We start from the raw sequence: 17,906 nt of genomic DNA, 5'->3' as shown, positions 1-17,906 counted from the left end.
CCGAACCCCCTTCACCGCCCGGCCGCGGATCGGAGTCCTTTCCTCCGGGTAACTACGCTTGGGCCATGACAACGGCTCTGATTACGGGATCGACGGCGGGCATCGGCGCCGCGTTCGCACGGCGGCTGGCGGCGGACGGACACAACCTCGTCCTGGTGGCCCGGGACACCAAGCGGCTGCGCGAACAGGCGACCGAACTCCACGACCGGCACGGCGTCGAGGTGGAGGTCGTGACGGCGGACCTGGCTACGGACGACGGCATCGAGACGGTGGCCGCCCGTCTCTCCGACCGCAGGAACCCCGTCGACCTGCTGATCAACAACGCCGGCTTCGGCAACAAGGGCCACTATCTCGACGTCCCCATGGCCGACGAGCTGAAGATGCTCAAGGTCCACTGCGAGGCGGTGCTCCGGCTGACGTCGGCGGCGACGGAGGCGATGCGGGAGCGGGGCCGCGGGGGTGTCGTCAACGTCGCGTCCGTCGCCGCCTTCGTGCCCCGGGGGACGTACGGCGCCTCGAAGGCGTGGGTCGTGCAGTTCACCCAGGGCGCGGCGAAGGACCTCGCGGGCAGCGGGGTGCGGCTGATGGCGCTGTGCCCCGGGTTCGTGCGCACGGAGTTCCATCAGCGGGCCGGGATGGGGACCGACAACATCCCGGGGTGGATGTGGCTGGACGCGGACAAGCTGGTGGCGACGGCACTCGGCGATCTGGCTCGGGGAAAGCCCCTGTCGATCCCGGACCCCCGCTACAAGGCGCTCATGGGCCTGGTGAAGGTGACGCCCAGGGGGCTGCTGGGCGGGATCACGTCCCGGACGGGGCGCAAGTACGGGCCGCAGTAAGGCAAAAGACCGCTGCCATGGCCCGATGACGCCGGCGGGCAGAGAATGGGGGTGTTCAACCGGACCCCGGCGGACCGGAGGCACCATCATGACCTTCGTACAGCTCATCGACTGCAGGACCAGCCGCTTCGACGACATGAACCGGCTGATGGACACATGGGTCGAGCAGACCAGGGGGAAGCGGACGGCGACGCACGCGGTGGTCGGCAAGGACCACTCCGACGGGTCGCACTTCATCGAGATCGTGGAGTTCCCGTCGTACGAGGAGGCGATGCGGAACTCGAACCTGCCCGAGACGGACAAGATCTTCCGGGAGATGGTGGCTCTCTGCGAGGAGATGCCGACCTTCACGGACCTGGACGTGGTGCGGGACGACCGGCTGTACGCGGCGAGCGTACGGCGGTTCTTCGAGACGGTCGCCGTCAAGGGCGAGCTGCCGCCGCTCGACGACCTGATCGCCGAGAACTACCACGACCACGATCCCGCCAACGAGCAGGACACCATGGGCATGGACGCCATGCGGCGCGAGATCGGCATGTGGCGCGCGGGCTTCGACTTCGTCTTCGACGTCGAGGACCAGATCGCGGACGGGGACCGGGTGTGCACCCGGTGGACCTGGCGCGGCACCCAGCACGGTGAGTTCATGGGGCTTCCCGACACGGGGAGGAGCGTCGTGATGACCGGTTCGACCATCTTCCGGTGCGACGAGGACGGGAAGATCGTCGAGGGCTGGTGGCAGTACGACCGGCTCGGGCTGATGGCGCAGCTGGGCGCCCTGGACCAGTTGGAGCAGTAGACGCCAAAAGGCCCGGCACCCCAGAGGGTGCCGGGCCTTCGGTGTGGTGCGGTGCGTCAGTGGGAGTGACCGTGGCTGTGGCCCGCGGCCGCCGGCTCCTCCTCTTCCTTCTTCTCGACGACCAGGGTCTCGGTCGTCAGGAGGAGGGAGGCGATGGAGGCGGCGTTCTCCAGGGCGGAGCGGGTGACCTTGACCGGGTCGATGACGCCGGCCTTGACCAGGTCGCCGTACTCACCGGTGGCGGCGTTGAAGCCCTGGCCCTTGTCGAGCTCGGCGACCTTGGAGGTGATGACGTAGCCCTCGAGGCCGGCGTTCTCGGCGATCCAGCGCAGCGGCTCGACGACCGCGCGGCGGACGACGGCGACACCGGTGGCCTCGTCGCCGGTCTTGCCGAGGGAGCCCTCGAGCACCTTGGCGGCGTGGACCAGCGCGGAGCCACCACCGGAGACGATGCCCTCCTCGACCGCGGCGCGGGTCGCGGAGATGGCGTCCTCCAGACGGTGCTTCTTCTCCTTCAGCTCCACCTCGGTGGCGGCGCCGACCTTGATCACGCACACGCCGCCGGCCAGCTTCGCGAGGCGCTCCTGGAGCTTCTCGCGGTCCCAGTCGGAGTCCGTGTTCTCGATCTCGGCCTTGATCTGGGCGACGCGCCCGGTGACGTCCTCGGAGTTGCCGGCGCCGTCGACGACCGTGGTGTCGTCCTTGGTGACGGTGACGCGGCGGGCGGAGCCCAGCACGTCCAGGCCGACCTGGTCGAGCTTGAGGCCGACCTCCTCGGAGACGACCGTGGCGCCGGTGAGGATCGCCAGGTCCTGCAGCATCGCCTTGCGGCGGTCACCGAAGCCGGGGGCCTTGACCGCGACCGCGTTGAAGGTGCCGCGGATCTTGTTGACGACCAGGGTGGACAGGGCCTCGCCCTCGACGTCCTCGGCGATGATCAGCAGCGGCTTGGAGGAGTTGGTCTGGATGACCTTCTCCAGCAGCGGCAGCAGGTCGGCGATCGAGGAGATCTTGCCCTGGTTGATCAGGATGTACGGGTCGTCGAGGACGGCCTCCATACGCTCCTGGTCGGTGACGAAATACGGGGACAGGTAGCCCTTGTCGAAGGCCATGCCCTCGGTGAAGTCCAGCTCCAGACCGAAGGTGTTGGACTCCTCGACGGTGATGACACCGTCCTTGCCGACCTTGTCCATCGCCTCGGCGATCAGCTCGCCGACCTGCTGGTCCTGGGCGGACAGCGCGGCCACGGCGGCGATGTCGGACTTCTCGTCGATCGGGCGGGCCGTCGCGAGGAGGTCCTCGGAGATGGCGGCGACGGCGGCGTCGATGCCCTTCTTGAGCGCGGCCGGGGAGGCACCCGCGGCGACGTTCTTCAGGCCCTCGCGCACCAGCGCCTGGGCGAGCACGGTGGCGGTGGTGGTGCCGTCACCCGCGATGTCGTTGGTCTTGGTCGCCACCTCCTTCACCAGCTGCGCGCCGAGGTTCTCGTAGGGGTCCTCGACCTCGACCTCACGGGCGATGGTGACGCCGTCGTTGGTGATGGTCGGGGCGCCGAACTTCTTGTCGATGACGACGTTGCGGCCCTTGGGGCCGATCGTCACCTTGACCGTGTCGGCCAGCTTGTTGACGCCGCGCTCGAGGGCGCGACGGGCGTCCTCGTCGAACTTCAGGATCTTCGCCATGACAGCGGGAGCCCTCTCGGATCTGTGGGTTCAAAAAGACACTGCGCCCCGGGCGCCCGGCTGATTAATGGTCGCGGGGGCCAGGGGCGCAGCTCACAGCAGAATGCTTCGGTGAATTACTTCTCGATGATCGCGAGCACGTCGCGAGCCGAGAGGACGAGGTACTCCTCGCCGTTGTACTTCACCTCGGTGCCGCCGTACTTGCTGTACAGCACGATGTCGCCGGTCTTGACGTCGAGCGGCAGGCGCTCGCCGTTCTCGAAGCGGCCCGGGCCCACGGCCAGGACGACGCCCTCCTGGGGCTTCTCCTTGGCGGTGTCCGGGATGACCAGGCCAGAGGCCGTGGTCTGCTCGGCGTCCAGCGGCTGGACCACGATGCGGTCCTCGAGCGGCTTGATGGCAACCTTGGAGCTGGCGGTCGTCACGATCCGACCTCCCCCTTCGGAGATCTCACGGGGTTAACTGTCTGAGGTGGCGACCAGGTCGATCCGTCGTCGCGGGTGCCGGACCTGCCCGTCGCTTTGTTGGCACTCTCCCTCGGGGAGTGCCAGAGCCGAGACTATGACCGGGGTTAGCACTCGGTCAAGCGGACTGCTAATTCGACGCGCGGGGATGTGCGGGCGGACGGCGGGCGGCACGCCGGCGACGGGTCCCTCCGGACGCCCGGGGACAGGCCTCAGGGCGCCTAGAGATAGTCCTCCAGACGCCCCACGGTCAGCCCCCGTTCCTCGACCCGCGCGAGAAGGCGGGAGGTGCGTTGGGTGAGGGGCGGGCCGGTTCCGTCGTCCGGGGCCACGGAGACGATGTCGCCGGGGGTCAGGTGGCGGGCGGTGCGGGTGTAGGTCAGCCGGCCGGCGGCGTTCACCGACGCGCGCCACAGCACCAGCGCCGTGACCCCGCAGTCACCGGCCGCGCGGAGGGTGGTGCCGTCGTACGCGCCGTGGGGCGGCCGGAACAGACGGCGCCGGGGCCGGTCGTGGCGGCCGCAGATCTCGGCGCGCTGACCGGCGTAGGGCAGGCCGCGCAGGGTGGCGCGGCCCAGGCGGTGGCCGTGGCTGCCCGCGTCGGCCGGCCGTGGGCGGCCGTGGCCCGGGCCGGAGGTGCCGCCCAGGCCGAACACGCTGACGGGCAGCCGGAGTTCACGGACCATGGCGGCGAAGCGCGGGTCCCTCGCGGCGCCGTCGTCGTAGGTGAGGAAGACGACCCGGTCGCGGGTGGGGACGTGGGCGACGACCAGGGGAAGAGCCGGGCCCGCCGGGCGGACGGCCGGGGCGTGGGCGGGTCGCGGGGCGCGGGGCAGCGGGGCCTGGAGCCCCCAGCGGCGATACGACCGCTCGGGCCGGCCGGCGTGTCCGTGCGGCCGTACCTCCTGCGCCGCCTTCCTGCCGAGCCGTTCGATGGGGTCGACGGACTGGGCGCAGCCGGTGAGAAGGGCGAGCGCCAGGATTCCGGCGGCCAGGCCCCGCCGCCTCACAGGTAGTCCTCCAGGCGGGCCACCGCGTACCCCTCGGCCGTGACCTTGTTCAGGAAGCGCCGCATGTCGTCGACCATGGTGCCCTTCCACTCGTCGCGGCCCCGGAAGTGGGTGAGCACGATGTCGCCGGGGTGCAGGTCCTGGTCGTCCTCGCGGTACTCCCAGTGGTCGACGAAGACCTCCTCGTCCCAGATCGGCGCGTACCGGATGCCGCAGGACTTCGCGGCGCGCAGGGTGTCCTGGTTGTAGTTGCCGAAGGGCGGCCGGAAGACGGTGGGGGCCTTGCCGAACTGCTTCTTCATGACCTCCTGCATGCCGCAGATCTCGTGCCGCTGCTGCTCGTAGGAGAGCCCCGGCAGATAGGGGTGGGTGAGGGTGTGGTTGTTGAGGGTGACGCCCTCGGACTGCATCCTGCGGAAGTACCCGTAGTCGTCCTTGACCAGGAAGTCGCTGAGGAAGGCGGAGTACGGGATCTTCAGCTCGCTCATCATCCGCAGGAACGCCGGGTCCTTCTCGGCGCCGTCGTCGATGGTGAGGAAGACGACCCGCTGCCGGGTGGGGACGGTGGTGAAGACGGGCGGGAGGTCCAGCTCCTCCTGGCCGTCCACCTCGAAGCCCCTGCGGGCGGTGATCCGCGGCTTGTGCGCCGGTGGCGGAGGAGCCGTCAGGGGCACCTGCCGCAGCCCCCAGCGCCGCGCGGCGGCGGCCCGCGCGGTGAGGGCCGCGCGCAGCTTCAGGGCGTACGAGTCCAGGGCGCGGGCCTCGGGTGCCTTCAGCGGCTGCTGGCCGGAGGCCGGGCGCACCTCCTGGCCGTCGCCCGTCGCGCAGCCGGAGGCGATGGCGGCGACGGCGAGCACGGCGATCCCGCCACGGACTCGCCGCTTCCGGGATGCGCCATTTTTATCGTTTTGTACGACTGCTCGCATGGTGCCGGATCCTCGCAGTACCGGGTCCGGGATCCCGGCCCGACACCCCGCCCGGGGCACACGATCCACCGACTGGCCCACAATGACCCGGTGACCGACCTCGCCCTCCTCCTCACCCCCGAAGGCCGCGCCCTCCTCGACGAGGTGCGTGACACGGCCCCGGCCGACGAGCTCGCCGTGGCGACCCGGCTGCGCCGTGAGCACCCCGCCGACCTGGTGTCGGCGGCCCTCGGGCAGGCGCGGCTGCGGCAGCGGGCGGTGGCGAAGTTCGGGGCGGCGGACGCCGGGCGGATGTTCTTCACGCCCAACGGGGTGGAGCAGTCGACGCGGGCGAGCGTGGCAACGTACCGGGCGGAGCGGATGAAGGCCCTCGGGGTCACCTCGGTGGCCGACCTGTGCTGCGGGATCGGCGGGGACGCGATCGCGCTCGCACGGGCGGGGATCGAGGTCCTGGCCGTGGACCGGGACCCGGCGACGGCCGCCGTGGCACGGGCCAACGCCGAGGCGCTCGGACTGGCGGACCTGATCGAGGTGCGGGAGGCCGACGTCACGGAGGTCGACACGGCGGCCCACGACGCCGTGTTCGTCGACCCGGCCCGGCGCGGCGGACGCGGCCGGATCTTCGACCCGGAGGCCTACTCACCGCCCCTGTCCTGGGCGGTCGGGGCGGCCCGCAAGGCGTCCCGGGCCGCCGCCCTGAAGGTCGCCCCGGGCATCCCGCACGAGGCCGTGCCCGAGGACGCCGAGGCCGAGTGGATCTCGGACGGCGGGGACGTGAAGGAGGCGGTGCTGTGGTTCGGGATGGCCCCCGGGGCGGTCCGCGCCACGCTGCTCCCCGGCCCCCGCACGCTGCTCGGAAGGGGGCTGCCCGATCCGCAGGTCCGCCCGGTGGGCCGCTACCTCTACGAACCCGACGGCGCCGTCATCCGCGCCCACCTGGTCGCCGAGGTGGCGGAGGACCTGGACGCCGGCCTGATCGACCCCACCATCGCCTACGTCACCTCCGACGCCCTGCTCCCCTCCCCGTACGCCACCGCCTACGAGATCACCGATCAACTCCCCTTCAACGTGAAGAAGTTGAAGGCCCTGCTGCGGGAGCGGGAGGTCGGGACGCTGACCGTGAAGAAGCGGGGGTCGGCGGTGGAGCCCGAGGAACTCAGGAAGAAGGTCAAGCCGTCCGGCCCCCACTCGGCGACCGTGTTCCTGACCCGGGTGGCGGGGGCGCCGACCATGCTCGTCGGGCACCCCGCCTGATCACCCCGCTCCGGCCGCCCGCCCAAGCAGCAGCTCCCGTTCCCGTTCGTTGCGGGCGAGTTCGGCCGCCCGGGTGAACTCGGCGCGTGCCTCGGCCGTACGCCCCAGGCGTTCCAGCAGGTCGCCGCGGACGCTGGGCAGCAGGTGGTAGTCGCGCAGGGCGGGTTCCGCGGCGAGGCTGTCCACGATCGCGAGTCCCGCCTCCGGTCCCTCCGCCATCGACACGGCGACCGCGCGGTTGAGTTCGACGACCGGGGAGGGGGCGCGGGCCGCGAGCAGGCCGTAGAGGGTGGCGATGCTCGCCCAGTCGGTCTCCTCGTAGGTGTACGCGTGCGCGTGGCAGGCGGCGATGGCGGCCTGGAGGGTGTACGGGCCCGGGGCGCCGCCGGCCGTGGCCTCGGCGCGGTGCAGGGCCGTGATGCCGCGGGCGATGAGCATGCGGTTCCAGCGGCGGCGGTTCTGGTCCCTGAGCAGGACGGGCTCGCCGCCGGGGCCGGTGCGGGCCGCGGCGCGGGAGGCCTGGAACTCCAGCAGGGCGGCCAGGGCGTGCACCTCGGGTTCCTTCGGCATCAGCGACGACAGCACGCGGGCCAGCCGCAGCGCGTCCTCGCACAGCGCCGGGCGCAGCCAGTCGTCGCCGGCGGTGGCGGCGTACCCCTCGTTGAAGATCAGGTAGATGACGTCGAGGACGGAGCCGAGCCGGGCCTCGCGGTCCGGGCCGTAGGGCACCTCGAAGGCGACGTTCCTGGTGGCGAGGGTGCGTTTGGCGCGGACGATGCGCTGGGCGACCGTCGGTTCGGGGACGAGGAAGGCGCGGGCGATCTCGGCGGTGGTCAGGCCGCCCAGCAGCCGCAGGGTGAGGGCGGTGCGGGCCTCGGCGGACAGGACGGGGTGACAGGTGGTGAAGACCAGCCGGAGCAGGTCGTCGTCGATGTCCTCGGGGTCGGCGGGCTCCTCGGGCGGCGCGGTCGTCTCCAGGCTGCGGCCGATCTCCGCCAGCTTGCGGGCGTAGTTCTCCCGGCGCCGGACCAGGTCGACGGCGCGGTGCCGGGCGGTGGCCGTCAGCCAGGCGCCCGGGTTGTCCGGCACACCGTCCCGGGGCCACTGCTCCAGCGCGGCGACCAGGGCGTCCTGCGCGAGCTCCTCGGCGATGCCGACGTCCCGGACGATGCGGGTGACGCCGGCGACGATGCGCGGGAACTCGAGGCGAAAGACGGTGTCGACGGCACGGGTGGCGGTGGGCTGCTGTTCCACAGCCCACCATGCAACACCCCCGACGGGCCTCGGGCCAAGCGACCGTCAGCCCTCCGCGATCTCCCTGACCTCGCAGGTCACGGTCCAGAACTCCTCGTGCACCTTCAGGAAGCGCTTGGTCCACTCCAGCGCCTCGGCCTTGTCCTTGCACTGCATGATCGCGTAGCCGCCGACGACCTCCTTGGACTCGGTGAAGGGCCCGTCGGTCACGGAGATCTCGCCGCCCTCCCAGCGCACCCGCGTGCCCTGCGCGGACGGCGTCAGCCCGGCGGTGTCCAGCATCACGCCGGCCTTGGTGATCTCCTCGATCAGCTCCCCCATCCGCTGCATCAGCTCGGGGCTGGGCCCCTCCGCGGGGGCGGTCTTCTCGTCGATCTGCACGAGGGAGAGGTAACGGGGCATGGTGACTCCTCGGTCGGTCCGGGGCCGGTCGCTGTCCGGCCTTTCACCAGTGCGTCGATCGGAGGCCGGGCGGATCGACAGGCGCGCCGGAATTTCCCCGAAGATTTTTCCGCCGCCCTTCTTTCCGCGGCTCAGCGCAGCGATTTCCACAGCTTGCTCGCCGCCGGTTCCTTCGCCACCACGCGGTTGGGGTCGGACGGGGCCGTGACCACCGGCATCATCACCGTGCGGACGTGCTGCGCGGTCAGGCCCTCCAGGCTGCGCCCGAATCCGACCAGTTCGCTGATGGAGTCCAGGCCGGTGTCGGTGGTGAGGCCGTCCGTCAGGGCGTCGGCGACGGAGTAGAGCCGGGCGGGGTCGGTGAGGAGGTTCGTCGAGGAGATCTGTTCCAGCAGGGCCTTCACCAGCTTCTGCTGGAGGCCTATGCGGCCCAGGTCGCTGCCGTCGCCTATGCCGTGCCGGGTGCGGGCGAGGGCGAGGGCCTGCTTGCCGTCGAGATGGTGGGTGCCGGCCGCGAGGTGCAGATGGCTGTCGTCGTCGTCGATGTCCTGGTCCGTGGTCACGGTGACCCCGCCGAGGGCGTTCACCAGCTTCGCGAAGCCGGAGAAGTCGATCTCGATGTAGTGGTCCATGCGGATGCCGGTGATGGACTCGACCGTCTTCACCGCGCACACCGGGCCGCCCACGGAGTAGGCGCTGTTGAACATAGTGCTGTAGGCCACGGCCGTGGAGCCGCCCGACTTCAGCGGGCAGGACGGGCGGGTGACGAGCGTGTCGCGCGGGATGCTGACGACGGTCGCGTTCTTCCGGCCCGCGTCGATGTGCACCACCATCGCGGTGTCCGACCGGGCCCCGGAGCTGCTGCCCCCGCCGAGCGCCTTGTTCGCCTTGCCGCTGCGGGAGTCGGACCCGAGGACGAGGATGTTCAGGGAGCCGGTGGGCAGCGGGGACTCGGAGGCCCCGGGGGACGGGGTCGTCACCGCCTTCGCCGGACGGTCGTCGCCGAGCGCCTGGTTGATGTCGACGCTCTTGATGTTGCTGTCGAGGTGCCAGTACACCCACCCCGCCGCCCCCGCGCCCAGCACCAGCAGTCCCGCCATGGTGAGGCCGGCGATCCTCAGTACGGTCGACCGCCGGCCCCTGGGTCTGCCTCCGCCGCCGCTGTCTGCCTGTCCCGGCTCAAGTCCCGTCACGGTCAAGAACGTAAGTCCGAATTATTAGGAGATTGTTAGCGGCGGCTCTGCGGAGCGGTTTTCTTCGGGAAATCTCACGGTTCTCAGCGCGTGGTCAGCCCAGCGTGACCGTCGGCACCGGATTGCTCCCGCTCCACGACCCGTTGAACCCGAAGCTCACCGAACTGCCGTCCGGCACCGAGCCGTTGTAGGGGGCGTTGGCGCAACTGACCGCCGTGCCGCTCTGGGCGCAGGTCGCGTTCCAGGACTGCGTGATCTTCTGCCCGGCGCCGAAGGTCCAGTTCGCCTTCCAGGACGACAGGGAGGCGCCCGAGCAGGCGATCGTCACCTGGCCGGTGAACCCGGTGTTCCACTGGCTGGTCACGCTGTACGTCGCCGAGCACGCGCCCGTCGGAGGCGGCGGGGTGGTCGTCGTACCGCCGAGGGCCTGGGCGATCCCGAAGTACGCCGGTTTCGGCGCGTAGTTCTCGTCGTACGGCGTCGCCGCCCCGTAGCCCGGGAAGGTGGACGGCACCCAGGAGTCGGAGTCCGTGAAGCCCCAGACGGTGACGCCCGCACAGCGGGTGACGGCCGCGCACGCGGCGACGACGGACTTGAAGTCGGCGGCCTGCTGGGCGAGTTTCGCGCTGTCGGCAGGCAGCGCCATCCGTACGTCCAGCTCGGTGATCGCCACGTCCACCCCGAGGTCGGCGAAGCGCTGGATGTTCTGCTGAAGGGTGGCGGGCACCTGCCCCAGGACGAGGTGGGCCTGCAGGCCCACGCCGTCGATCGGGACGCCCCGGCTCTTCAAGTCCTTGACCAGGTTGTACAGGGCGGTCGACTTCGCGCCCACGCCCTCGACGTTGTAGTCGTTGATGTACAGCTTGGCACCCGGGTCGGCGGCGTGCGCCCAGGTCAGGGCGTTGGCGATGTAGTCGGCGCCGAGGTTGTCGTACCAGAGGGTCGAACGGTAGGTGCCGTCCTCGTTGAAGGGCTCGTTGACGACGTCCCAGGCGGCGATCTTTCCCTTGTACCGCCCGACCTCGGTGCTGATGTGGTTCTGGAGCAGGCCGCTGAGCTGGGTGGGGGTCCACGATCCGTTCGTCAGCCAGCTGGGGTTCTGGTTGTGCCAGACCAGGGTGTGGCCGCGCACCTGCTGGTTGTGGGCCTGCGCGAAGGCGACGATCTGGTCGGCCTCGGTCCAGTTGAAACTGCCCTGGGTGGGCTCGACCGTCCCCCACTTCATGGCGTTGCCGGGGGTCAGGGAGCTGAACTGCGATCCCGCGATGTCCCCGTAGGTTCCGGTGAGCTTGGCCCCGGTGACCGCCGTGCCGATGACCTTGCCCCGGGCGGCGGCGAGATCACGCAGCGGGCTGTCGGCGGCGTGCGCCGCGGGGGCCGTGAACAGCAGAGCGGCACCGGTGACGAGTGCCGCCAGCGACGAGCCGGTTCTCAGAGATCTCATAGCGGGTGCCTCCGAAAGTTTCGGCCGTGCAACCGATTGACTTCGGAGGAGTGTGGGCGTGGGCGCACCACCCGTCAATACGGCAACTTCCGGCCAGGGGGCACCAGCGCCCCGTCAGACACCGCTGGGCGGCGGAGCCGTGCTGCTGCGCACCACCAGGCTCGTGGCCAGCTCGACCCGGGTGGCCACCGGCGCCTGGTCCTCCCGCCCCAGATCCAGCACCAGCCTGGCCGCCGCCTCGGCCATCTCCGTCAGCGGCTGCCGTACGGTCGTCAGCGGCGGCCCCACCCAGCGGGCGACCGGCAGATCGTCGAAGCCGACCACGCTCAGGTCCTCCGGGACGCGCAGGCCCAGCTCGCGGGCGGCCTCGTAGAGACCCAGCGCCTGCAGGTCGTTGAGGGCGAAGACGGCGGTCGGGCGGTCGGGGCGGCGCAGCAGCTCCAGGCCCTGGCGGTAGCCGGTCTCGTGGTGGAAGTCGCCGGACGCGACGAGCGAGGGGTCGACCGGGAGCCCGGCGGTCTCCAGGGCGGCCCGGTAGCCGTCGACCCGGGCGCGGCTGCACATCATGCGGGAGGGGCCCGTGATGGCGCCGATGCGGGTGTGGCCGAGTTCGACGAGGTGCCGGGTGGCGGCGAGACCGCCCTGCCAGTTGGTGGCGCCGATGGAGGGCACGTCCACGCCCGGGTCGCCGGCCGGATCCATCACCACGAACGGGATGGATCGGCTGGTCAGCAGGGCCCGCTGGGACTCGTCCAGGCCCGAGAGGACCAGGATCACCCCGTGCGGTCTGCGGGCGGCGACCTGGTCCGCCCAGGTCCGTCCCGGTGTCAGCCGCCCCGCGCTCTCGCTCAGCACCACGCTCAGCCCGGTGTCCCGGGCCACGTTCTCCACGCCCCGGATGACCTCCATCGCCCAGGCGCTCTCCAGCTCGTGGAAGACCAGGTCGATGAGCGGGGAGCGGCTCGCCTCGGCCCTGCGGCGCCGGTAGCCGTGCGCGCGCAGCAGTTCCTCCACCCGGGTGCGGGTGGCGGGTGCGACGTCGGCGCGGCCGTTGAGGACCTTCGAAACTGTCGGCGCGGACACGCCGGCCTCGCGGGCGATCTCGGCGAGCGTCGCGGTCTGCTGGGACCGGCCTGTCGCCGGGGTTGTCGTCCGCGTTTCAACGGGCTCCGGAGGCGTCATGGCCGCGATCGTATCCCTGCGCCCCCTCTTGACGAACCCTTGCGACCGGCCTAGGTTCCCGGAACATTCGAGATGAAAAGCGAAACATTCGTGAGACGGCCCGTCCCGACTCGACCAGAGCAGGAGTTTCATGACCACCGCGCCTTGGCGTGACCCCGCCCTGCCCGCCGCCTCCCGCGTCGACGACCTCCTCTCCCGGATGACCCTGGAGGAGAAGACCGCCCAGCTCTACGGCGTGTGGGTGGGCGCCGACACCGACGGCGACGGAGTCGCCCCGCTGCAACGCGAGATGAGCTCCGCCTACGACTGGGACGAGCTGATCACCCACGGCCTCGGCCAGCTCACCCGTCCCTTCGGCACCGCCCCCGTGGACCCGGCGCTGGGCGCGCAGGCGCTGGCCCGCGCCCAGCGCCGGATCGCGGAGGCGGGCCGCTTCGGCATCCCCGCCCTCGCGCACGAGGAGTGCCTGGCCGGCTTCACCGCCTGGCGGGCCACCGCCTACCCGGTGCCGCTCGCCTGGGGCGCGAGCTTCGACCCCGCCCTCGTCGAGGAGATGGCCGCCGCCATCGGCCGCGACCTGCGCTCGGTCGGCGTCCACCAGGGTCTCGCCCCGGTCCTGGACGTCGTACGGGATCCGCGCTGGGGCCGGGTCGAGGAGACCATCGGCGAGGACCCGTACCTGGTCGGCACGATCGGCACCGCCTATGTGCGGGGGCTGGAAACGGCCGGGATCGTCTCCACGCTCAAGCACTTCGCCGGGTACGCCTCCTCGGCCGGCGCCCGCAACCTCGCGCCCGTGCGGGCAGGGGTGCGGGAGTTCGCTGACATCACGCTGCCGCCCTTCGAGATGGCGCTGCGGGAGGCCGGGGCGCGGTCGGTGATGGCCGCGTACAACGACACGGACGGCATCCCGGCCTCGGCGGATCCGGGTCTGCTGACCGAGCTGCTGCGCGAGCGGTGGGGCTTCACGGGCACGGTGGTCGCCGACTACTTCGGCGTCGGCTTCCTGCAGACCCAGCACCGGGTCGCGGGCTCCGAGGCGGAGGCCGCCCACGCGGCGCTCACGGCGGGCCTGGACGTCGAGCTGCCCACCCTGAAGTGCTACGGCACACCGCTCGTGGAGGCGGTACGGGCGGGCGAGGTCCCCGAGTCGCTGATCGACCGGGCGGCCCGCCGGGTCCTGCTGCAGAAGTGCGAGCTGGGCCTGCTGGACGCGGACTGGACCCCGGAACCGGCCGAGCGCATCGACCTGGACTCGGCGGCGAACCGGGCGCTCGCCCGCCGCCTGGCCGAGGAGTCGGCGGTCCTCCTCGACAACCCCGACGGCCTGCTCCCCCTCGCCCCCGACACCCGTATCGCGGTGGTCGGCCCGCGCGCCGCGGACGCCCTCGCCATGCTGGGCTGCTACTCCTTCCCCTCGCACGTCCTCACGCACCATCCCGAAGTGCCCATGGGCATCGAGATCCCCACGGTCCTCCAGGCGCTGCGCGCCGAACTCCCCGACGCCAAGGTCACGTTCGCCGAGGGCTGCGGCGTCGACGACCCCGACACGGGCTGCTTCGAGGAGGCGGTGGCCCGGACGGCCGAGGCGGACGTGTGCGTGGCGGTCCTCGGCGACCGGGCGGGCCTGTTCGGCCGGGGCACCTCGGGCGAGGGCTGTGACGTGACCGATCTCCAACTCCCGGGAGTGCAGGGCGACTTGCTGGACGCCCTGGTGTCGACGGGCGTCCCCGTGGTCCTCGTCCTCCTGACCGGCCGCCCGTACGCGCTGGGCCGCTGGCACGGACGCCTGGGCGCGGTCGTCCAGGCGTTCTTCCCGGGGGAGGAGGGCGGCCCGGCGGTGGCGGGCGTGCTGTCGGGCCGCGTCAACCCCTCGGGCCGCCTTCCGGTGAGCGTCCCGAGGGTGCCGGGCGGCCAGCCCTGGACCTACCTCCAGCCCCCGCTGGGCCTGGCCGGCGAGGTCAGCAACCTCGACCCGACCCCGCTGTACCCCTTCGGCCACGGCCGCTCGTACACGACGTTCGCCTGGGAGCCGGACGCCCCGGGCGCCGAGCTCACGACGGACGGCTCCCACGACGTGTCGGTCACCGTCCGCAACACGGGCGACCGGCCCGGCGCGGAGGTCGTGCAGCTGTACCTGCACGACCCGGTGGCGAGCGTGACGCGCCCGGACGTACGGCTGATCGGGTACCGGCGGGTGGAGCTGGAGCCGGGCGGCTCCGCCCGGGTCACCTTCCGCTTCCACACCGACCTGTCAGCGTTCACCGACCGTTCCGGTCGCCGGGTGGTCGAGCCCGGCGCGCTGGAACTGCGGTTGGCGGCATCGAGCGCGGACACCCGCCACACGACCCACCTCAACCTCACAGGCCCCGTGCGGGTCCTCGGGGTCGACCGCCGACTGCTCTGCGAGACGGAGGTGTCGGGGGCGGAGTGACCCCGGGCCGCGCACCACGGGGGACGCCGTGGTCAGGTACGTGCCGCACGAGCCGGCGGTCGGCTCGGCGAAGCCGGCCGGGATCGCGGCGGGTGTGGAGGTGGCCGCCGGCGTCCACGAGAACCGGCGGTGGTCGGTCACCGACGTGGGGAACGCGGCCTGTGCGGCGGCCTCGTTCCTGGTGGTCGCGGCGCTGGTGCGGTCGACTCGCCTCGGTCATGTACGGGACTTCGAGGCGGCGGCCCCGCTGACGGGCACCGGCCCGGGCGCATGGGGCGTCGAGGCCGCTGTGCGTCCGCCGGCCTCGTTCGTGCTGTCGGCCGGGTTCGTCTTCGCCCGGAGCGGCATGGGGGTCTTCGCCCTGATGACGGCGGCGGACTCGCCGGCCGAGGCGGCCGTCGGCGCGGGTACGCCCCGGTCAGTCCCGTGCCACCGACTCGAACCGCCACCGATGCACCGCCCGGCTGACCAACTCACCGTCCGGCTCGGGGAGTTCGGGCAGCTCGGCGTCGTGGGCCGCGTCCCACCACGTGATCACGAGCACCCGGTCCTGCGGGGCCCGGAAGGTCTCCCGGCGTACCGGCCGGGCCGGCAGCTCCTGCGACCGCGCCCAGGTCAGCAGTTCCTCGCCGCGGCCCTCGGCCGCCCGGGCCTCCCACATCAGGGCGACGGTCACGAGTAGAGGTTCTCCTTGCTGACCTCGTGGACGTGGTCGTGCCCCGGGACGTGCGGGTCCGTGACCGGCAGGGAGGAGTCCGCCGACAGGTCCCAGCCGGAGGCCGCCCGCCCCCGCGCGACCATCTCGGCGCCCAGCGCGGCCACCATCGCCCCGTTGTCCGTGCACAGCTTCGGCCGCGGCACTCGCAGCCGGATCCCGGCCGCCTCGCACCGCTCCTGCGCCAGCGCCCGCAGCCGCGAGTTGGCGGCCACGCCACCGCCGATCATCAGATGGCCGACGCCCTCGTCCTTGCAGGCCCGCACCGCCTTGCGGGTCAGCACGTCGACGACCGCCTCCTGGAAGGAGGCCGCCACGTCCCGCACCGGCACCTCCTCCCCCGCCGCCCGCTTCGCCTCGATCCAGCGGGCGACCGCCGTCTTCAGTCCGGAGAAGGAGAAGTCGTACGCCGGGTCGCGCGGGCCGGTCAGGCCGCGCGGGAACGCGATCGCCTCCGGGTCGCCCTCGCGCGCGTACCGGTCGATGACCGGACCGCCCGGGAACCCGAGGTCCAGCACCCGGGCGATCTTGTCGAAGGCCTCGCCCGCCGCGTCGTCGATGGTCGCGCCCAGCGGCCGTACGTCCGAGGTGATGTCGCTGGACAGCAGCAGCGAGCTGTGGCCGCCGGACACCAGCAGCGCCATGGTCGGCTCGGGCAGCGCGCCGTGCTCCAGCTGGTCCACGCAGATGTGCGAGGCGAGGTGGTTGACGCCGTAGAGGGGCTTGCCGAGCGCGTAGGCGTACGCCTTCGCCGCCGAGACGCCGACCAGCAGGGCGCCCGCGAGGCCGGGGCCGGCGGTGACCGCGATGCCGTCCAGGTCGCTCGCGCTCACCCCCGCGTCCTTCAGCGCGCGGTTGATCGTCGGCACCATCGCCTCGAGGTGCGCGCGGGAGGCGACCTCCGGGACGACACCGCCGAAGCGGGCGTGCTCGTCGACGCTGGAGGCGACGGCGTCGGCCAGCAGGGTGGTGCCGCGGACGATGCCGACGCCGGTCTCGTCGCAGGAGGTCTCGATGCCGAGGACGAGGGGTTCGTCAGCCATGGATCTCAGTTTCTCGTTCGGAGGTGGAACCCGCGGCGGGGCCGCTGTCGGACTGCGTGGTCAGCCGCATGACCAGCGCGTCCACGTTGCCGGGCTGGTAGTAGCCGCGCCGGAAGCCGATGGCCTCGAAGCCGAAGCGCTCGTACAGCTTCTGGGCGCGGATGTTGTCGATCCGGCACTCCAGCATCACCTCGCCGCACTCGAAGGCGGTGGCGGCGCTGAGCAGCTCGGCGAGCAGGCGGCCGCCGAGACCGGTGCCCCAGTGGTCGCGGGCGACGGCGATGGTCTGGACGTCGGCGAGGTCTCCGGAGGCGGCGAGGCCCGCGTACCCGACGATCCGCTCGTCGGTCTCGGCGACCACGTAGCGCCGGGTCGCCTCGGGGCCGCGGGCGTGGGCGAGCTCGGACCAGAACATGCCCCGGGACCAGGTGTCCTCGGGGAACAGCTCCTTCTCCAGCTCCAGCACGGGATCGATGTCCCACCAGCGCATCTCGCGCAGTCGAGGAGTCACGGCGTCGGTCACTTGGGGGTGACCACCTTGTAGTTCTTGGGCACCTGGGCGTCCGGCCGGCGCAGGTACAGCGGCCGGGGCGCCGGCAGCTCCTCCCCCTTGGCCAGCCTCTCGGCGGCCAGCGCGGCCAGGGCCGCCGCCGACACGTGCTCCGGCTCGTGCGCGTCGGGGAAGGTGCCCGGATACAGCAGCGCGCCCGCGCCGACGGCCGGCAGCCCGGCCACCTCGTCGGCGATGTCGGCGGGCCGGTCGACGGCCGGGTCGGTCAGCCGGGTCCGGGAGTCCGCGTACCGCGCCCAGTAGACCTCCTTGCGGCGCGCGTCGGTCGCCACGACGAAGGGGCCGCGCTCGATGCCGGCCGCGTACGCCAGCCCGTCGAGCGTGCACACACCGTGCACGGGCACGCCGAGCGCGAGCCCGAAGGTGTCCGCGGTCATGAGACCGACGCGCAGCCCGGTGTACGGGCCGGGTCCGATCCCCACGACGACACCGGTCACGGCGTCGAGCCGCAGTCCGGCCTCGGCGAGCACCCGGTCGACGGCGGGCAGCAGCAGCTCCCCGTGCCGGCGCGCGTCCACCTGACTGGACGAGGCGATGACATCCGTCCCGTCGTGCAGCGCGACGGTCACGGCGGGAGTGGCGGTATCCAGAGCGAGCAAGAGCACGCAAACAGCGTACGGCGGTTTGGGGCTCGGCATCGCCGCCCGGGCGGAGCGGGCCGTGGCTGCTACGGTCGCCGCAAGTACGGCGGGCGAGA

The 17,906-nt window shown here is 72.1% G+C and carries 17 protein-coding genes; 4 read left to right on the top strand and 13 right to left on the bottom strand.

The annotated features are described in order from the left end of the window. Positions 1 to 65 precede the first annotated feature (65 nt). Both MKW14_RS17765 and MKW14_RS17760 read left to right on the top strand, forming a co-directional pair. Complete coding sequence (locus MKW14_RS17765) at positions 66 to 839, top strand: SDR family NAD(P)-dependent oxidoreductase (RefSeq protein WP_240863501.1); 774 nt, start codon at positions 66 to 68, stop codon at positions 837 to 839. An 88-nt stretch (positions 840 to 927) separates the two neighbouring features. Further along, a complete protein-coding gene (locus MKW14_RS17760; protein ID WP_240863500.1) occupies positions 928 to 1,635 on the top strand; it encodes an ester cyclase in 708 nt (235 codons plus the stop codon). A gap of 56 nt (positions 1,636 to 1,691) precedes the next feature. Here the strand turns inward: MKW14_RS17760 and groL are convergent, their stop codons facing one another. The 4 genes from groL to MKW14_RS17740 form a co-directional block, all read right to left on the bottom strand. Beyond that, positions 1,692 to 3,317: a chaperonin GroEL gene (gene groL / locus MKW14_RS17755; protein WP_240863499.1), complete on the bottom strand. Its 1,626-nt coding sequence runs from the start codon at positions 3,315 to 3,317 to the stop codon at positions 1,692 to 1,694. Between the two features lie 116 nt (positions 3,318 to 3,433). Further along, positions 3,434 to 3,742 carry a co-chaperone GroES gene (gene groES, locus MKW14_RS17750; protein ID WP_055493212.1) on the bottom strand — a complete coding sequence of 103 codons (309 nt, stop codon included), beginning with the start codon at positions 3,740 to 3,742 and terminating at the stop codon, positions 3,434 to 3,436. 260 nt (positions 3,743 to 4,002) lie between these two features. Then, positions 4,003 to 4,791: a polysaccharide deacetylase family protein gene (locus MKW14_RS17745; protein WP_240863498.1), complete on the bottom strand. Its 789-nt coding sequence runs from the start codon at positions 4,789 to 4,791 to the stop codon at positions 4,003 to 4,005. Next, entirely contained in the window at positions 4,788 to 5,717 is a 930-nt protein-coding gene (locus MKW14_RS17740; RefSeq protein WP_240863497.1) for a polysaccharide deacetylase family protein, read from the bottom strand. Before MKW14_RS17740 ends, MKW14_RS17745 begins: the two co-directional genes overlap by 4 nt. Before the next feature lie 90 nt (positions 5,718 to 5,807). Between MKW14_RS17740 and MKW14_RS17735 the strand changes: the two genes are divergently transcribed. Further along, complete coding sequence (locus MKW14_RS17735; RefSeq protein ID WP_240863496.1) at positions 5,808 to 6,971, top strand: class I SAM-dependent methyltransferase; 1,164 nt, start codon at positions 5,808 to 5,810, stop codon at positions 6,969 to 6,971. Here the strand turns inward: MKW14_RS17735 and MKW14_RS17730 are convergent, their stop codons facing one another. The 5 genes from MKW14_RS17730 to MKW14_RS17710 form a co-directional block, all read right to left on the bottom strand. Further along, a complete protein-coding gene (locus tag MKW14_RS17730; protein WP_240863495.1) occupies positions 6,972 to 8,225 on the bottom strand; it encodes an RNA polymerase sigma factor in 1,254 nt (417 codons plus the stop codon). It lies immediately after the preceding gene. A 45-nt stretch (positions 8,226 to 8,270) separates the two neighbouring features. Continuing rightward, positions 8,271 to 8,627 (bottom strand): YciI family protein, encoded by a 357-nt coding sequence (locus MKW14_RS17725; RefSeq protein WP_240863494.1) that lies wholly within the window; start codon positions 8,625 to 8,627, stop codon positions 8,271 to 8,273. A 131-nt stretch (positions 8,628 to 8,758) separates the two neighbouring features. After that, complete coding sequence (locus tag MKW14_RS17720) at positions 8,759 to 9,727, bottom strand: LCP family protein (RefSeq protein ID WP_240863607.1); 969 nt, start codon at positions 9,725 to 9,727, stop codon at positions 8,759 to 8,761. Positions 9,728 to 9,914: 187 nt separating this feature from the next. Beyond that, a complete protein-coding gene (locus MKW14_RS17715; RefSeq protein ID WP_240863493.1) occupies positions 9,915 to 11,264 on the bottom strand; it encodes an endo-1,4-beta-xylanase in 1,350 nt (449 codons plus the stop codon). A 114-nt stretch (positions 11,265 to 11,378) separates the two neighbouring features. Next, positions 11,379 to 12,446, bottom strand: coding sequence for a LacI family DNA-binding transcriptional regulator (locus MKW14_RS17710; protein WP_240863492.1), 1,068 nt, complete (start codon positions 12,444 to 12,446; stop codon positions 11,379 to 11,381). 130 nt (positions 12,447 to 12,576) lie between these two features. Between MKW14_RS17710 and MKW14_RS17705 the strand changes: the two genes are divergently transcribed. After that, the gene (locus MKW14_RS17705; RefSeq protein ID WP_240863491.1) at positions 12,577 to 14,880 is read left to right on the top strand and encodes a beta-xylosidase/alpha-l-arabinosidase; all 2,304 of its coding nucleotides are present in this window, start codon (positions 12,577 to 12,579) and stop codon (positions 14,878 to 14,880) included. 418 nt (positions 14,881 to 15,298) lie between these two features. Here the strand turns inward: MKW14_RS17705 and MKW14_RS17700 are convergent, their stop codons facing one another. The 4 genes from MKW14_RS17700 to tsaB are packed head-to-tail and all read right to left on the bottom strand — an operon-like array spanning position 15,299 to position 17,814. Continuing rightward, positions 15,299 to 15,556 (bottom strand): hypothetical protein, encoded by a 258-nt coding sequence (locus MKW14_RS17700; protein WP_240863490.1) that lies wholly within the window; start codon positions 15,554 to 15,556, stop codon positions 15,299 to 15,301. Beyond that, positions 15,553 to 16,638, bottom strand: coding sequence for a tRNA (adenosine(37)-N6)-threonylcarbamoyltransferase complex transferase subunit TsaD (tsaD, locus tag MKW14_RS17695; RefSeq protein ID WP_240863489.1), 1,086 nt, complete (start codon positions 16,636 to 16,638; stop codon positions 15,553 to 15,555). Before tsaD ends, MKW14_RS17700 begins: the two co-directional genes overlap by 4 nt. Next, on the bottom strand, positions 16,631 to 17,161 hold the full coding sequence (gene rimI / locus MKW14_RS17690; RefSeq protein ID WP_240863488.1) for a ribosomal protein S18-alanine N-acetyltransferase: 531 nt from the start codon (positions 17,159 to 17,161) through the stop codon (positions 16,631 to 16,633). The genes tsaD and rimI overlap by 8 nt, the downstream gene beginning before the upstream one ends. Beyond that, positions 17,158 to 17,814, bottom strand: a complete 657-nt coding sequence (gene tsaB, locus MKW14_RS17685) for a tRNA (adenosine(37)-N6)-threonylcarbamoyltransferase complex dimerization subunit type 1 TsaB (protein WP_240863487.1) — start codon at positions 17,812 to 17,814, stop codon at positions 17,158 to 17,160. Before tsaB ends, rimI begins: the two co-directional genes overlap by 4 nt. Positions 17,815 to 17,906: the final 92 nt, after the last annotated feature.

The organism is Streptomyces gilvus (assembly GCF_022513565.1).
Lineage (GTDB): Bacteria > Actinomycetota > Actinomycetes > Streptomycetales > Streptomycetaceae > Streptomyces > Streptomyces gilvus.
This window is presented reverse-complemented; position numbering and strand designations above follow the sequence as displayed.

What these genes read in the sequence shown, in the direction of transcription:
- MKW14_RS17705 (WP_240863491.1), top strand. Translation starts at nt 12,577, where the DNA reads ATGACCACCGCGCCTTGGCGTGACCCCGCCCTGCCCGCCGCCTCCCGC.
- MKW14_RS17765 (WP_240863501.1), top strand. Translation starts at nt 66, where the DNA reads ATGACAACGGCTCTGATTACGGGATCGACGGCGGGCATCGGCGCCGCG.
- MKW14_RS17720 (WP_240863607.1), bottom strand. Translation starts at nt 9,727, where the DNA reads ATGGCGGGACTGCTGGTGCTGGGCGCGGGGGCGGCGGGGTGGGTGTAC.
- MKW14_RS17725 (WP_240863494.1), bottom strand. Translation starts at nt 8,627, where the DNA reads ATGCCCCGTTACCTCTCCCTCGTGCAGATCGACGAGAAGACCGCCCCC.
- MKW14_RS17710 (WP_240863492.1), bottom strand. Translation starts at nt 12,446, where the DNA reads ATGACGCCTCCGGAGCCCGTTGAAACGCGGACGACAACCCCGGCGACA.
- MKW14_RS17715 (WP_240863493.1), bottom strand. Translation starts at nt 11,264, where the DNA reads ATGAGATCTCTGAGAACCGGCTCGTCGCTGGCGGCACTCGTCACCGGT.
- tsaD (WP_240863489.1), bottom strand. Translation starts at nt 16,638, where the DNA reads ATGGCTGACGAACCCCTCGTCCTCGGCATCGAGACCTCCTGCGACGAG.
- MKW14_RS17740 (WP_240863497.1), bottom strand. Translation starts at nt 5,717, where the DNA reads ATGCGAGCAGTCGTACAAAACGATAAAAATGGCGCATCCCGGAAGCGG.
- MKW14_RS17760 (WP_240863500.1), top strand. Translation starts at nt 928, where the DNA reads ATGACCTTCGTACAGCTCATCGACTGCAGGACCAGCCGCTTCGACGAC.
- groL (WP_240863499.1), bottom strand. Translation starts at nt 3,317, where the DNA reads ATGGCGAAGATCCTGAAGTTCGACGAGGACGCCCGTCGCGCCCTCGAG.